Origin of the sequence: Vreelandella alkaliphila, assembly GCF_016107625.1 — a bacterium.
GTDB lineage: Bacteria > Pseudomonadota > Gammaproteobacteria > Pseudomonadales > Halomonadaceae > Vreelandella > Vreelandella alkaliphila.
The window spans coordinates 203231-217514 of sequence record NZ_JABASV010000001.1; the positions used below are offsets into that span (position 1 = coordinate 203231).

14 protein-coding genes are annotated in these 14284 nt (G+C 54.3%); 7 read left to right on the forward strand and 7 right to left on the reverse strand.

The genetic code is table 11. From position 1 onward, the window contains the following. Nucleotides 1-134: 134 nt before the first annotated feature. From cyoE to JFC11_RS00950, 6 genes are all read right to left on the reverse strand, one after another. Nucleotides 135-1058: a heme o synthase gene (cyoE, locus tag JFC11_RS00925; protein WP_038482136.1), complete on the reverse strand. Its 924-nt coding sequence runs from the start codon at nucleotides 1056-1058 to the stop codon at nucleotides 135-137. After that, nucleotides 1016-1345: a cytochrome o ubiquinol oxidase subunit IV gene (gene cyoD / locus JFC11_RS00930; protein ID WP_009722391.1), complete on the reverse strand. Its 330-nt coding sequence runs from the start codon at nucleotides 1343-1345 to the stop codon at nucleotides 1016-1018. Before cyoD ends, cyoE begins: the two co-directional genes overlap by 43 nt. A gap of 1 nt (nucleotide 1346) precedes the next feature. Continuing rightward, the gene (gene cyoC, locus JFC11_RS00935; RefSeq protein WP_038482132.1) at nucleotides 1347-1958 is read right to left on the reverse strand and encodes a cytochrome o ubiquinol oxidase subunit III; all 612 of its coding nucleotides are present in this window, start codon (nucleotides 1956-1958) and stop codon (nucleotides 1347-1349) included. Beyond that, nucleotides 1958-3985: a cytochrome o ubiquinol oxidase subunit I gene (gene cyoB, locus JFC11_RS00940; protein WP_120385582.1), complete on the reverse strand. Its 2028-nt coding sequence runs from the start codon at nucleotides 3983-3985 to the stop codon at nucleotides 1958-1960. Before cyoB ends, cyoC begins: the two co-directional genes overlap by 1 nt. 2 nt (nucleotides 3986-3987) lie before the next feature. Then, nucleotides 3988-5043: a ubiquinol oxidase subunit II gene (gene cyoA / locus JFC11_RS00945; RefSeq protein ID WP_038482127.1), complete on the reverse strand. Its 1056-nt coding sequence runs from the start codon at nucleotides 5041-5043 to the stop codon at nucleotides 3988-3990. 274 nt (nucleotides 5044-5317) lie between these two features. Further along, nucleotides 5318-6085, reverse strand: coding sequence for a DeoR/GlpR family DNA-binding transcription regulator (locus JFC11_RS00950; RefSeq protein ID WP_120385583.1), 768 nt, complete (start codon nucleotides 6083-6085; stop codon nucleotides 5318-5320). 260 nt (nucleotides 6086-6345) lie between these two features. Here JFC11_RS00950 and JFC11_RS00955 point away from each other — a divergent pair, with 260 nt between their 5' ends. The 7 genes from JFC11_RS00955 (at nucleotide 6346) to cdd (ending at nucleotide 13215) form a co-directional block, all read left to right on the forward strand. Further along, nucleotides 6346-7188 carry an outer membrane protein OmpK gene (locus tag JFC11_RS00955; protein ID WP_198348501.1) on the forward strand — a complete coding sequence of 281 codons (843 nt, stop codon included), beginning with the start codon at nucleotides 6346-6348 and terminating at the stop codon, nucleotides 7186-7188. A gap of 33 nt (nucleotides 7189-7221) precedes the next feature. Next, a complete protein-coding gene (locus JFC11_RS00960) occupies nucleotides 7222-8505 on the forward strand; it encodes a NupC/NupG family nucleoside CNT transporter (RefSeq protein ID WP_038482121.1) in 1284 nt (427 codons plus the stop codon). Between the two features lie 83 nt (nucleotides 8506-8588). Next, entirely contained in the window at nucleotides 8589-9407 is an 819-nt protein-coding gene (gene deoC, locus JFC11_RS00965) for a deoxyribose-phosphate aldolase (RefSeq protein WP_198348502.1), read from the forward strand. Beyond that, nucleotides 9408-10760, forward strand: a complete 1353-nt coding sequence (gene deoA, locus JFC11_RS00970) for a thymidine phosphorylase (protein ID WP_083001712.1) — start codon at nucleotides 9408-9410, stop codon at nucleotides 10758-10760. Next, nucleotides 10760-12004, forward strand: coding sequence for a phosphopentomutase (locus JFC11_RS00975; protein ID WP_198348503.1), 1245 nt, complete (start codon nucleotides 10760-10762; stop codon nucleotides 12002-12004). Before deoA ends, JFC11_RS00975 begins: the two co-directional genes overlap by 1 nt. A gap of 54 nt (nucleotides 12005-12058) precedes the next feature. Next, nucleotides 12059-12784, forward strand: coding sequence for a purine-nucleoside phosphorylase (deoD, locus tag JFC11_RS00980; RefSeq protein WP_038482109.1), 726 nt, complete (start codon nucleotides 12059-12061; stop codon nucleotides 12782-12784). Nucleotides 12785-12807: 23 nt separating this feature from the next. Next, on the forward strand, nucleotides 12808-13215 hold the full coding sequence (gene cdd, locus JFC11_RS00985) for a cytidine deaminase (RefSeq protein ID WP_038482106.1): 408 nt from the start codon (nucleotides 12808-12810) through the stop codon (nucleotides 13213-13215). Nucleotides 13216-13219: 4 nt separating this feature from the next. Here the strand turns inward: cdd and JFC11_RS00990 are convergent, their stop codons facing one another. Beyond that, nucleotides 13220-14212 carry a LacI family DNA-binding transcriptional regulator gene (locus JFC11_RS00990; protein WP_038482103.1) on the reverse strand — a complete coding sequence of 331 codons (993 nt, stop codon included), beginning with the start codon at nucleotides 14210-14212 and terminating at the stop codon, nucleotides 13220-13222. Nucleotides 14213-14284: the final 72 nt, after the last annotated feature.

Sequence of the window (14284 nt, forward strand, 5' to 3'; positions counted from 1 at the left end):
GTGAATAAACTGCTCGGGGCGTTTTAGGTTGAAGCCGCTATCAATGGTAAAGGGCTGAATCAACCCGAAGCGGGGGGGCTTTCGCCAGGGATGGGTTTACAGCGCCCCCGCCAAGGGTTTTCAGTCCGTTCTCTTCACGCCCACATCGGCACCATGGCTTCCAGTACCATCACTAAGCTCATTGCGGTAATCGTCAGAATCGATACACCGAACACCTTTTTGGCCCAGCGCACGTCATCACCTAGTCGAAAACCACACAGCGCTAAGTACAGCCAGTAGCCTCCCATTGCTAATGCAACACAGAGGTAGCCCGTACCCGCTTGACTGGCTAGCACCAAGGCAAGCGACGCGGGAATAAACGCGACGATGTAGCCCAGGATGTGGTGTTTTGCCCGTTTGATACCATGCACCACCGGCAGCACTGGAATCGATGCCCGGCGATAATCCGCATAGCGAAAAATCGCAATGGCATACGAATGCGGCATCTGCCAAAGGCAGAAGATGACCAGTAGCATGAAAGCACCGCTATCAAACTGCCCCGTCACCGCACAATAACCAACAACCGGCGGCATCGCTCCAGAAAGGCTGCCCACCAACGTGCCGTATTCAGAGTGCCGCTTCATATAAAGGCTGTACACCCCAACGTAAACGCCCCAGCCTATCACCGCTAATGCCACGGTTAAGCCGTTGGTGCCCAGCGCCAAACACACCACGCCCGCTACCCCAAGCAGCGCCGAAACGCCTAATGCCTGAGTAATAGAGATACGTCCTTTGGCCAGAGGGCGATGGCGCGTACGCGCCATCAAAGCATCAATATCACGGTCAATAACGTTATTACAGGCGCAGCCAGACGCAATGACCAGTGCAATACCCAACATGACCGTACTAAACGTGACCCAATCAAAGGTACCGTGGGCGGCTAAAAAATAACCGCCTAAGGTCGCAATGAGATTGCCGCCAATAATGCCTGGCTTTGTTAGCGCGAGCAGGTCACGCCAACGGCTAGGCACCACCGTTAACCGATCATCATGTTGAGATGCAGATGCTGCATGATCCATAAAGAGCCCCCTACCACCAAGACAAGTATCGTCAGCGTGAAAACGAAAGACATCACGTTCCACCCTTCGTCGGCTTTGGTGTTCATATGCATAAACATGACCAGCTGAACCAAAATCTGCAGCACGGCTGTTACTGCGATAACGACCACCGTTGTGGCGATGCTTAGTGCACCGCTCATAACGACCGCGAATGGAATCACGGTTAGCACTAAAGATAGCAGAAGCCCAGTCACATACGATTTAACGCTGCCATGGGAAGAAGTTGAATTAGATGAAGAATGGCTCATCTCACAGCACTCCCATTAAATAAACGAACGAGAAAACACAGATCCAGACGATATCCAAAAAGTGCCAGAATAGGCTTAGGCACAGAATTCTGGGGCGAGTCATCGGTGTTAGCCCTTTGGTAGAAAGCTGCACCAACATGACGAGAATCCATACCAAACCAACGGTCACGTGCAGCCCGTGAGTGCCCACCAGGGTGAAAAACGACGAGAGAAACGCACTCTGATCGGGTCCATACCCTTGATGAATCAAGTGCTGGAACTCATAAACTTCCATGCCAACAAACGCCGCGCCCAGCAGGAAAGTTATCGCTAACCACGCCTTTACCTGGCCAATGCGCTCAGCATTCATAGCCAACACGCCCATGCCGAAAGTAAAGCTACTAAATAGCAGCAAGAAGGTTTCGACTAGTACGAAAGGCAGCTCGAAAATATCTGCCGCCGTCGGGCCGCCCGCCGTGCCCTTCATGAGCACGGCGTAGGTAGCAAACAGTGACCCGAAGATCACCAGATCGCTCATTAGATAGACCCAAAAGCCAAATACTTTGGTGCCGCTGGCATCATGGTGTTCATGGGGCTCAGACGTTGCGCCATGATGTAGAGTATCGGTAGCCATTACGCTCGCGCCTCCGCATAGTTTGTCTGCTTACTATCAGTTGAGTCACTGGCGGGCGGTGCGGTTTTGCGCTGCTGGTGCTCACGCTCAATCCGCTCCACTTCTGCGGCGGGTACGTAGTAGTCGATATCATCGTTGAAAACACGCGCTAGGAAGCTGATGACTACGCCAAGCGCGCCCACCGCGGCTAGCCACCAGATGTGCCATACCAGTGCAAAACCAAGTACCAGGGCAAACAAGCTGATAATCGGCCCTGCCACGGTATTACGAGGCATGTGGATATCGGTATAAGGCGCTTCATCCAACTGCTCATTGCTACGCTGTTTTTGCGACCAGAAACTGTCGATATCGCCAACTTCAGGCAAACGGGCAAAGTTGTAGAACGGTGCAGGTGAGGAAGTTGACCACTCCAATGTACGGCCATCCCATGGGTCGCCAGTCACATCGGCATTCAGCTTGCGATCACGAATGCTCACCCAGAACTGAATAATGGTGCAGGCAATGCCCATCATGATGATGACGGCACCTACCCAGGCCAGGATCATCCACGACTGCCACTCTGGGTTGGCATAGGACTGCATGCGGCGCACCGCACCAAAGAAGCTCAACACATAGAGCGGCATAAAGGCGACATAGAAGCCAATAAACCAACACCAGAATGAACGCTTGCCCCACTTCTCGCTAAGCGTGAAACCGAATGCTTTGGGGAACCAGTACGTTAAGCCCGCCATCATGCCAAACACCACGCCACCAATAATCACGTTGTGGAAGTGGGCAATCACGAACAGGCTGTTATGCAGCACAAAGTTGGCCGCGGGTAGCGCCAGCATTACGCCGGTCATACCGCCTAAGGTGAAAGTAATAATAAAGCCTAAGGTCCATAGCACCGGCGAGGTCAGCTCCAGGCTGCCGCGGAAGATAGTGAACAGCCAGTTGAATACTTTCACCCCGGTAGGAATGGCAATAATCATCGTCATAATGCCGAAGAAGGCGTTGACGTTAGCGCCAGCCCCCATGGTGAAGAAGTGGTGCAACCAGACAATAAACGACAGCAGCGTGATCGCCACTGTGGCCCATACCATGGTGGTGTAACCAAACAAACGCTTGCGGGCGAAGGTCGCGATCACTTCAGAGAACACGCCAAAGGCTGGCAGGATCAGGATGTACACTTCCGGATGGCCCCAGGCCCAGATGAGGTTGACGTACATCATCATGTTGCCGCCAAAATCATTGGTGAAGAAGTGCATGCCGAAGTAGCGGTCTAGGGTTAACAGCGCGATAGTCGCGGTAAGAATCGGGAAAGAGGCAATAATCAGGACGTTGGCACAAAGCGATGTCCAAGTAAAAATAGGCATGCGAAACATAGTCATGCCTTTGGTGCGCATTTTCAGGATCGTGACAAAGAAATTAATCCCGGTGAGCGTCGTACCTATGCCGGATATTTGTAACGCCCATATCCAATAATCGACCCCCACACCAGGGCTAAACTCTATCCCCGAAAGCGGCGCGTAAGCGAGCCAACCCGTTTTGGCGAACTCTCCTACTACCAGGGAAATATTAACCAGAATCGCGGACACCGCGAACAGCCAAAAACTCAGGTTATTCAGGAAAGGAAAAGCAACGTCGCGGGCGCCAATTTGCAGCGGCACCACCAGATTCATCAAGCCGATGACCATGGGCATCGCAACGAAAAAGATCATAATCACGCCATGGGCGGTAAAGATCTGATCATAGTGTTCAGGAGGGAGGTAACCCGCGGCCCCGCCAGCAGCCATAGCCAACTGGGTACGCATCATAATGGCATCGGCAAAGCCGCGAAGCAGCATCACCAAGGCAACCACAAAATACATAATACCGAGCTTTTTGTGGTCAACGGAGGTAAACCACTCGCTCCACAGCCAGCCCCACTTTCGGTAATAGGTTAATGCGCCAATAAGCGCAGCACCGCCAATCGCCATCATGGCGGCAACGATCATGATGATCGGTTCGTGATACGGAATCGACTCTAACGTCAGTTTTCCAAACATGCTTAACCCCCCGCTTCAACGCTTGTGGGATGGCCGCTCATCGCGTGATCCTCACTAGCATGCTGATTGGTAACGTGGCCAAACGCGGCCTGATGATGGGTAGCGCCTGCGCTTTCTAGCTCGCCAGACTCGCCGTGGCTATCGTCAGTATCACTGACATCTTCAATGTGATTAGCATGGTCGCCATGACCACCGTGCCCGCTGCCACCGGTATGAAAGCTGGTCAGAATCGACGTATAGAGCGCCGGAGACACCTCAGAGAAGTACTCGACCGGGTGGTATTCACTCGGTTTGGCTAAATCGCTATAGCGTTCGGGATAGGACAGGGTTTCATTGGCAGCCCGCACGTTTTCAACCCACGTCTCAAAGTCTTCAGGGGTGGTAACGTGAGCATCGAAAGTCATTCCTGAGAAGCCCGCACCGCTGTAATTAGTGGAACGGCCAGGATAAACGCCGACGTCGTCTGCAATTAGATGAACATCGTTATCCATACCCGCCATGGCATAAATTTGGCTGCCTAAGCGCGGAATAAAGAACGCATTCATCACCGAGCCAGAACTGACTCGAAAACGCACCGGCGTATCCACAGGAAAGGCAAGCTCGTTGACACTGGCAATGCCTTGTTCGGGGTAGATGAACAGCCATTTCCAGTCCAGCGCTACCACTTGAATTTCCATTGCAGCGGTATCGCTTTCGATGGGCTTATGGGGATCTAAACTATGAGAGGTTTTCCAGGTAAGAAACGCTAAGACAGCGATGATTAAACAGGGCACTGTCCATACCGCGACTTCAATCGCATTAGAGTGCGCCCAGTCGGGTAGGTATTTAGCAACATTGCGATTGCTGCGCCGATAACGCCAACCAAACAGCAGCGTCATCACTATCACCGGAATAACTACAATTAGCATCAGCCCAAATGAGGTCAGTATTAGCGAGCGTTGCTCAACGCCAATCTGCCCTTTGGGATCCAACAATGCAGAACTGCAGCCCGTTAACAACAGGCACAACATGACGAGCACGAATGTGCCTCGCCTGCGCCAGAGGGTATGTCGTTGCATGGTGTGATCTCGTCAGAGAGTTGTCCAAAACAGCGCGCTATTTGACCAGCTGAATAGCCAGCTAAATAGCTCGCTAACTAACACCCCATACTTTTCCCAGAACAGTGAGGTACGTATGCGTTGCTCCGGGAAAAATATGCGCTACCGAAGGGATTGGCAGCGAGTCATAGCCAGCACACGCCAAGCGCGCATAAACTAAGACTAAAGTATTTTCTATTGATCTGGATCAATCAGAAAGAGGCGCTTTGCCGCACCCTGAATGCTCAAAAATATGTTAAGCGACTGTCACACTGGGTGATGCATGAGGAAGGCAATCTTGTACTTTCGGTGCATGCTCATCGTCGGTCACGACAATATCGAAATCGGATAACGCGGCAAAATAGGCTGGGCGCACTAAGCCAAATTTACTGGCATCAACAATCAACAGGCGCTGCATAGCGGTCGCAATGGCAGCCTGTTTTGGCGCCACCTCATGAAAATGGAAACAACTAACCCCACGTTCGCAGTCCACTCCTGCGGCAGAGATCAGTGCTTTATTAATGCCTAAACGCTCAATCGCAGCACGCATACCATCACTACCAAACGATTGTGACGAGGCATAAAACAGCCCCCCTAGCAGCACTAACCGCACATTAGGCAACGCGGCCACTGAGTTAGCCACGTTAAGGGCATACGTCACCACAGTGAGCTCGCGGAAATGGCTTAACTGACTAAGTAAAGGAATCAGTGTTGAACCGCAGTCAATGAATAGCGTATCGCCGTCTTCGATAAAGCTGGCAACTCGCTGACAGAGGCGGTGCTTAATCTGATAATGGCTGGCCTGTTGCTCAGTCAAGTCATAAACCGGCGTTACACCAGGATAGTTTGCCATGACCAACCGACCGCCCAACAAGCTAATCACCGAAGGCTGCGTAGTAACGTCCCGACGGATCGTCATTTCAGAAACACCGCACAGCTCAGCAGCATCGCGCAGATGCAATGTCCCCCCACTGGCAAGCGCTTCTTGCAACATTGCCAAACGCTGAGCGCTTCGGTCATTCATGGCAAACCTCTCCTTTAATCCCAAGTTCAGGCGTTATTTGTTATCAGCGGTTAGTGGGTATCCAAGGCCTATGCTGAGCCAGCCCTCATTATATTTCCACTGTCAGACGCTGCTCTTCGACTATTTGAGAGTCATATCACATATACAAAGCGTTGATGGGGTAATACTTGCAAATCAACGTTAAAAAAATAACACTCAATGTTATAATTTTAACATCAACGCCAGCCCACACGACTCATAACAACCCTGTTGAGGCTTCCATGACTGCTCAAACCCCTTCTCGCTCTTCTTTCGTCACGCTTGGCGCTGGCGTTTTACTGGCTAGCTCTGCGCTGGTAACGCCAGCGTTAGCAAACGACACCCCAGCGTCACCAACGACGCCCCTTTGGTCGTTTGCCAACGTTTCGGTGAACTACTTGGATTGGTCTAACGGTACTGAAGCGCGTACCGCTAGTAACGCAGCAAAAAGCGACTTCACGTTTGTCGAAATCGAAGGCGGCGTAGGTTACAGCTGGGGCGAATTCTACGGTTTCTTCGATTTCGAGAACCCAACCAACGACCAGTTTGACGAATCAAGCGGTGGTAAAGACAACTTTCGTACCGCAGGCAAAATCACTTCGCATATTTATTTAGGCGACAGCCCGCTATCGATCTACGCGCACCTGTACGACTTCCGCGATTATGGTTTCAACGCTCGCGAGCAGGATCAAATTCTCGGCCTTGGCTACCGCACGACGTTCGACAACGGCCTATGGTTCAAACCGTTTATTGGCGCAGCACGTGTACAGAGCGACGGCTACACTGGCATGAACGGCTTTATGGCGGGTTGGGTAGCAGGTTATGACTTCTCAGCACTCAACCAGAACTTCAGTTTCACTAACTGGCATGAACAAACCTTTGGCCGTGACGACGAGTACCTGGAACAAAACTACGTGGGCGGTAAAGCGGGCAGCGTGGGCACCAACGGCGCGCTTAGCTTGTGGTGGCATCCTTCTGAGCTGATTACCACCGGCGTGCAGTATCGCTACTCAGATAATAAGCTGGGTACCCCGGACGCTTACCAAAATGCGATGATTTACTCAGTAAAATTAAACTTACTGTAATCGCTTCACTTCACACGCTCGGAAGGTACCCACATGACTCTCATCATGAGCTTGGTAGGCATGGTTACGCTGGTAACCATCGCACTTATCTTCTCTTACGACCGTAAATCAATTCGGCTGCGCACCGTGCTTGGCGCGTTTGCCATCCAGGCGGGTATTGGTGCATTTGTACTTTATGTGCCCTTTGGCCAAGCAGTCCTGCAAGCCATTTCGTCCGGCGTTAGCCAAGTACTGGTCTACGCCAATGACGGCATTGGCTTTCTGTTTGGCGGCTTAGCCGATGTCGATAACGTCGGCTTTGTTTTTGCCATAAAAGTACTGCCAGTGATTATCTTTTTTTCGTCACTCATCGCGGTACTTTACTACATAGGCATTATGCAGTGGGTCATTCGGATTTTAGGCGGCGCGCTGCAAAAAGCACTCGGCACTTCTCGCACCGAATCGCTTTCTGCCACGGCAAATATCTTTGTTGGCCAAACCGAAGCGCCGCTGGTGGTACGTCCGTTTATCGCTCGCATGACGCCTTCTCAGCTATTTGCAGTGATGTGCGGTGGCCTGGCATCGGTGGCTGGTTCGGTACTGGCGGGCTACGCCGCCTTGGGTATTCCGATGGAATACTTGGTCGCCGCTTCCTTTATGGCGGCACCGGGTGGCCTGCTGTTTGCCAAGCTGATCATGCCTGAAACCCAAGACGCAACCGATAGCGACAGCGTTTCTAAAGTAGAAGAAGAGCTTAAAGAGCAGGAAGACAAACCCGCCAACGTATTGGATGCAGCAGCAGCGGGCGCTACGTCAGGCATGAAACTTGCCGCCAACGTCGGTGCCATGCTGCTCGCGTTTATTGCACTTATTGCCCTGATTAACGGTATTCTAGGCGGCATTGGCGGTTGGTTTGGCTTTGAATCGCTCAGCCTTGAACTGATTCTCGGCTGGCTATTTTCACCGCTTGCCTTCTTACTTGGCGTCCCTTGGGAAGAAGCCACCCTGGCGGGTTCGTTTATCGGTCAAAAACTGGTGGTGAATGAGTTTGTAGCCTTTATCAACTTGGCTCCCTACATTGATGGGGAACAGGTGGTGGCCGCCACGGGTCAAATGATGACTCCACACACCATGGCGATTCTTTCCTTTGCGTTATGTGGCTTTGCCAACCTGTCATCCATTGCTATTTTGCTAGGCGGCTTAGGCAGCATTGCCCCTACACGCCGTAAAGAGATTGCCCGCTTTGGCGTGAAGGCCGTATTGGCCGGTACACTCTCTAACCTAATGTCGGCCTCAATTGCAGGCTTCTTTATTGCGTTGAGTAGCGCCACGGCTTAACGCAGCGAGCACGACACTTTGCAACGGGCGCTGCTGTTTTCACGCAGGGTCCGTTTTGTCTTTTATTAATTTACGAGAATTCCATGACTGCGACTGCCTCCTCTCAGCACACTCAAGCCCAACTTACCCAAGCTGCCCGTCAAGCACTCACCCTCATGGATCTAACGAGCCTGAACGACAGCGACACCGATAGCACGATTGAAGCGCTCTGCCAGCAACTTAAAACACCCTTTGGCAACCCAGCAGCGGTATGCGTTTATCCGCAATTTGTGGTTACCGCGCAGCGGGCACTAACCGCTCACAAGCTCAATGACCACGTTAAAATTGCCACGGTTACCAACTTCCCAGATGGTGGTGACGACATCATGGGCGCTGCCCGTGAAACCCGCGACGCTGTCGCTTCCGGTGCCGATGAAGTCGATGTGGTCTTCCCCTACCGCGCATTGATGGCAGGCGATGAAGCAATCGGCCTAGAGCTGGTCGAAATGTGTAAAGCCGCCTGCGCTGGTCAAGCACGCTTAAAAGTCATCATTGAATCGGGCGAACTCAAAGATCCCGCGCTTATCAAGCGTGCCAGTGAACTGGCGATTGAAGGCGGCGCTGACTTTATTAAAACATCGACAGGCAAGGTCGACACAAACGCCACCCTGGAAGCCGCTGAGATCATGCTCAACGCGATTAAAGCCAGCGGTGAAGATGTCGGGTTTAAAGCCGCCGGTGGCGTGCGCACCACTGAAGAAGCCGCCGAGTATCTAGCACTTGCTACGAACATTATGGGCGCGCAGTGGGTAACGCCTGAGCACTTCCGGTTTGGTGCCTCCAGCCTGCTGGGTAATTTATTGAATACGCTAAGCGGCGCCCCACAAACCGCCCCGCTCGCCACGACTAACGGAGGCTACTAAATGTCATCTACCGCTTCTCATCACGCTCTCCTGCCCCAGGAACTGATTCGCCTGAAGCGCGATAGTCAGCCGCTACCCGCGGAAGAGATCAAAGCCTTCGTGCAGGGCATTGCCGATGATCGCATCAGCGACGCCCAGATTGGCGCCTTCACCATGGCGGTGTTCTTAAACGGCATGAGCCGTGAAGAAGTCGTCGCCCTGACAACGGCTACCCGCGACTCGGGCCATGTCATGCAGTGGGACTCCCTCAACCTGCCCGGCCCAATTGTCGATAAACACTCTACCGGCGGCGTTGGTGATTTAGTGTCGTTGGTGCTCGGCCCCTGGGTTGCCGCTTGCGGCGCCTTTGTGCCGATGATTTCCGGCCGTGGCCTTGGCCACACCGGCGGCACACTGGACAAGCTGGAGTCGATCCCCGGTTACGATCCCTACCCAGCGCCGGAACGCTTTAGCAGTGTGGTGAAATCCACCGGTGTAGCGATTATCGGCCAAACTGGCAATCTGGCCCCCGCCGATAAACGCATTTACGGCGTGCGTGATGTGACCGCCACCGTGGAGTCTATTCCACTGATTACCGCCTCTATTCTGGGTAAAAAACTGGCCTCTGGTTTAGATGCCTTAGTGATGGACGTTAAGGTTGGCAGCGGCGCCTTTATGCCAACGCCGGAAAAGTCCCGTGAGCTAGCCAAAAGCATCGCCAACGTGGCAACCCAAGCCGGCACGCCGACCACTGCTCTGCTCACCGACATGAGCCAGCCGTTGGCCCCTTGCGCAGGTAATGCAGTCGAAATTGTCGAGACCCTAGCCCTGCTACGCGGCGAACGTGCCAACAGTCGCGTTATGCAGGTCACCCGCGAACTGGCTGTGGAAATGCTGATCGCTGGCAAACTGGTCAACAACCGTGAAGAAGCCCTAACTAAGCTGGAAAAAGCGCTCACCTCGGGTGCGGCAGCCGAAGTCTTCGCCCGGATGGTGCGCGAGCTGGGCGGTCCCGCCGACTTTATGGAACGCTCGGATAGCTACTTGGCCACCGCACCGGTCATTCAGCCGGTATACCCCGAGCAGAGTGGCATCGTACAGCGCATCGACACCCGTGCCGTCGGTATGAGCGTGGTCGAGCTGGGTGGTGGCCGCCTGCGCAACGATGCTAGCGTCGATCACAGCGTTGGTTTTAGCGATATTGTCGAGATTGGTGACCGAGTCGATAGCCAGCGTCCGTTAGCCATCGTTCACGCCCGCAGTGAAGATGCGGCCAAGCGTGCCGCTGCTCAGTTGCGTGCCGCCATGACGCTTAGCGAAGAGCCTGCCGCAGCGGACACACTGCTTCAAGACACCTTCCGAGGAGAAGCCTAATGCGTCGTGCGATTGTATTAGTCCTTGATTCGTTTGGGATCGGTAGCGCCCCCGATGCTGACAAATTCGGCGACCAGGGTGCTGACACCCTGGGCCACATCGCTGCCGCCTGCGCCCGCGGTGATGCTGATACCGCTGAGCGCTCAGGCCCCCTAAAACTGCCCAACATGGCGGCGCTAGGCCTGTTCCACGCCCACCGCGACGCAACGGGAAGCGTCGCCGAAGGCGTTAACTTGCCAGCTCAATTAACAGGTGCGTACGCCCACGCCAAAGAGATCTCCAGTGGCAAGGACACTCCCTCCGGCCACTGGGAAATTGCTGGCGTACCGGTGCGTTTTGACTGGGGTTATTTTCTTGATAAAACCAACAGTTTCCCCCTTGAACTGCTCGACGCCATCGTGCAAGAAGCCGGCCTCACTGGGGTGATTGGCAACTGCCACGCTTCGGGCACCGAGATCATCGCCCGCCTGGGTGAAGAGCACATAGCCACCGGCAAGCCAATTGTGTATACCTCGGCAGATTCGGTGTTTCAGATTGCCGCCCACGAGGAGCACTTTGGCTTAGAGCGTCTCTACGCGCTGTGCGAAACCGTGCGCGAGCTTCTCGAGCCCTACAACATTGGCCGTGTGATTGCCCGCCCGTTTAACGGCGATGACAGCGCCAGTTTTGCCCGCACCGGCAACCGCCGCGACTACAGCGTTGAGCCACCCAGCCCCACCGTATTGCAGAAACTGGCCGATGCAGGTGGCGAAGTGGTCTCGATTGGCAAGATTGCAGATATTTACGCGCATTGCGGCATTACCCATAAGGTCAAAGCCAGCGGCCACGACGCCCTGATGGAAGCCACGCTCGCCGAAGTAGCCCGCACCACGAAAGAAACCAGCGACCGCCCAACCATGATCATGACCAACTTTGTTGATTTTGATTCGGTTTACGGCCACCGCCGTGACGTGCCGGGCTACGCCGCCGCGCTTGAGCATTTCGATGCTCGCCTGCCGGAACTGCTTGCCGCACTGAACGATGATGACCTGTTACTGCTCACCGCCGACCACGGTTGCGACCCCAGCTGGGAAGGCACCGAACACACCCGCGAATATGTGCCAGTGATGGTGCATGGCGCAGGGTTTGCCCCCGGCCCGCTAGGCGAGCGCGACACTTTTGCCGATATCGGCCAGACATTAGCCGCCTTCTTCGCCGTTGAAGCGATGGAAGACGGCAAGAGCTTTTTGCCCAACGCTGCCTGAACCGCAGCGTTGAGCAAATTAATCTGATTAAAAAACGATCAATAGGAGCGTTTTATGGCAACACCACATATCAATGCTGAAATGGGCGATTTCGCGGATACCGTTCTGATGCCCGGCGACCCACTGCGCGCCAAGTACATCGCCGATACCTACCTGGAAAATGTTCGCCAGGTCAACGATGTACGCAGCATGTTCGGCTACACCGGCACTTACAAGGGCCGCGAAATTTCGGTCATGGGCCACGGCATGGGCATTCCGTCGGTGTCTATTTATGCCAAAGAGCTGATTACCGACTACGGCGTTAAGTCGATTATTCGTGTAGGTTCCTGCGGCGCGGTGCGCGACGACGTCAACGTACGTGACGTGGTTATTGGCATGGGTGCCTGCACAGATTCCAAAGTGAACCGCATGCGCTTTAATGACCACGACTTCTCGGCCATCGCTGACTTTGAGCTTACAAGCCACGCCGTTGCTGCCGCCAAGGCGCAGAATGTGCCAGTAAAAGTCGGCAATATTTTCTCAGCGGATCTGTTCTACAACCCGCAGACCGACATGGCTGAACTGCTCAAGCGCTACGGCATCGTGGGTGTGGAAATGGAAGCGGCAGGCCTTTACGGCGTGGCAGCAGAGTTTGGTGCTCGCGCACTAACCATCTGCACGGTGTCCGACCATATCCTGAAAGGCGAGTCGCTCTCCAGCGCCGACCGTCAGACCACCTTCAACGACATGATGACGATTGCGCTAGACACCGTATTGCGTGACGACGCTGCTAAGGCCTAATAGCCATTGATGAGGATAACGCCATGAGCCAAGCGGATCAGGCACTGGTTGACACGCTGCTGACCACTTTGGGCAACGCTTATGCGCCCTACTCCAACCACCCAGTCGCCGCGGTGATGGAGTGCCCGGATGGCCAGCAGTTTGCAGGCGCTAACGTAGAAGTGGCGCACTACAAAGGGCTGTGCGCGGAAGCCTCAGCGATTTCCGCCATGATCACCGCTGGCCAGCGTGAGCTTGCCAAGGTGTACGTGATGGGACCAGGCGAGCACCTGTGCACACCCTGTGGCGACTGCCGCCAGCGCATCCGTGAATTCGCCACCCCAGAAACGCAAATCATGGTGCTTTCTCACCAGGGCGGCGTGCTGAAAACCTACACTATGGAAACACTACTGCCCGATGCCTTCGGCCCCGAGCAACTGCCACCGCGCTAAGTGTTCAGGCTGTTTCCCGCAGTACCAGCGTCACCGGCAGCGATACATGCCGGGGCGCTTTGTTTGCTAGCGCTTCGCCCAACAGCTCCACACTCATTGCCGCAATCGCTGCAATATCTTGGCGAATGGTGGTTAACCCAGTGGCAAGGGTTGGCAGGTCATCAAAGCCGGTCACTGCGACTTGGTGAGGCACGTCGACTCCCCTGTCTTCTAGCGCAGCGACGCAGCCCAGCGCCAGCTCGTCGGTGGCGCATACTAGCGCATCAAATGGCAGCGTTTGGCCAGTTGTGATCTGCGCCAACGCGCGATTTAAATAACGATAGCTGGTCAGTGAGTCTGAGCTGAATCGATGTGGCAGGCTAATTAGTTGCTCACAGAGTCCAGCCTCATCAAGCGCCCGTCGGTACCCCTCTAAACGGCTGTGAGGACGCGGTATTTCCAACTCACCGCCAACAAAGGCGAGCTGTCGACGCCCTTGCGCGATGAGGTGGTGCGTCATTTCATAAAACCCTTGAGCATCATCCGGTGCGACCGAAAAACCTCGCCCTGGGTTGCCAATGCGCACAAAAGGCACGCCAGCGCCTTCTAGCAAGGTAGGGCGCGCATCCTCAGAGGTTTCCCCCAGTAGAATAGCCGCGCCCGCCCGTTCTGGAAGCTCGGCAGTTTGATCGTGGTGGAAAAAGATCGGCACCATGCCCTGCTGGTGCAGTGCCACAGTTAAGTGCTGATACAGCAAAATATAGTAGGGACGCAGCTCTATATCCTGGCGTCCCAGGGAAATTCCTACCACTGCGGCCTTGCCACTAATCAGTTGCCTGGCCGCTGCGCTGGGCTGGTACGCTACCTCGCGGCTGATGGTAAGAATTTTTTCCCGCAACGCGTCGCTTAGCCCTGGCTTACCATTAAGTGCCCGACTGACCGAAGCAATGGATACATCGGCCCGCCGGGCTATTTCGCGTATGGTCGCCGTTTGAGCGCTCTGTTTGGTCTGTTTCATGCCATGCCTCAGCGATTCGGCCTATGATTGTGCCAAAAATTGTGCCGAAAATCGCTGAGCATTGCGGCAAAT

Coding starts and splice junctions, on each gene's coding strand:
- cyoE (WP_038482136.1), bottom strand. CDS start 1,058: ATGGATCATGCAGCATCTGCATCTCAACATGATGATCGGTTAACGGTG.
- cyoD (WP_009722391.1), bottom strand. CDS start 1,345: ATGAGCCATTCTTCATCTAATTCAACTTCTTCCCATGGCAGCGTTAAA.
- cyoC (WP_038482132.1), bottom strand. CDS start 1,958: ATGGCTACCGATACTCTACATCATGGCGCAACGTCTGAGCCCCATGAA.
- cyoB (WP_120385582.1), bottom strand. CDS start 3,985: ATGTTTGGAAAACTGACGTTAGAGTCGATTCCGTATCACGAACCGATC.
- cyoA (WP_038482127.1), bottom strand. CDS start 5,043: ATGCAACGACATACCCTCTGGCGCAGGCGAGGCACATTCGTGCTCGTC.
- JFC11_RS00950 (WP_120385583.1), bottom strand. CDS start 6,085: ATGAATGACCGAAGCGCTCAGCGTTTGGCAATGTTGCAAGAAGCGCTT.
- JFC11_RS00955 (WP_198348501.1), top strand. CDS start 6,346: ATGACTGCTCAAACCCCTTCTCGCTCTTCTTTCGTCACGCTTGGCGCT.
- JFC11_RS00960 (WP_038482121.1), top strand. CDS start 7,222: ATGACTCTCATCATGAGCTTGGTAGGCATGGTTACGCTGGTAACCATC.
- deoC (WP_198348502.1), top strand. CDS start 8,589: ATGACTGCGACTGCCTCCTCTCAGCACACTCAAGCCCAACTTACCCAA.
- deoA (WP_083001712.1), top strand. CDS start 9,408: ATGTCATCTACCGCTTCTCATCACGCTCTCCTGCCCCAGGAACTGATT.
- JFC11_RS00975 (WP_198348503.1), top strand. CDS start 10,760: ATGCGTCGTGCGATTGTATTAGTCCTTGATTCGTTTGGGATCGGTAGC.
- deoD (WP_038482109.1), top strand. CDS start 12,059: ATGGCAACACCACATATCAATGCTGAAATGGGCGATTTCGCGGATACC.
- cdd (WP_038482106.1), top strand. CDS start 12,808: ATGAGCCAAGCGGATCAGGCACTGGTTGACACGCTGCTGACCACTTTG.
- JFC11_RS00990 (WP_038482103.1), bottom strand. CDS start 14,212: ATGAAACAGACCAAACAGAGCGCTCAAACGGCGACCATACGCGAAATA.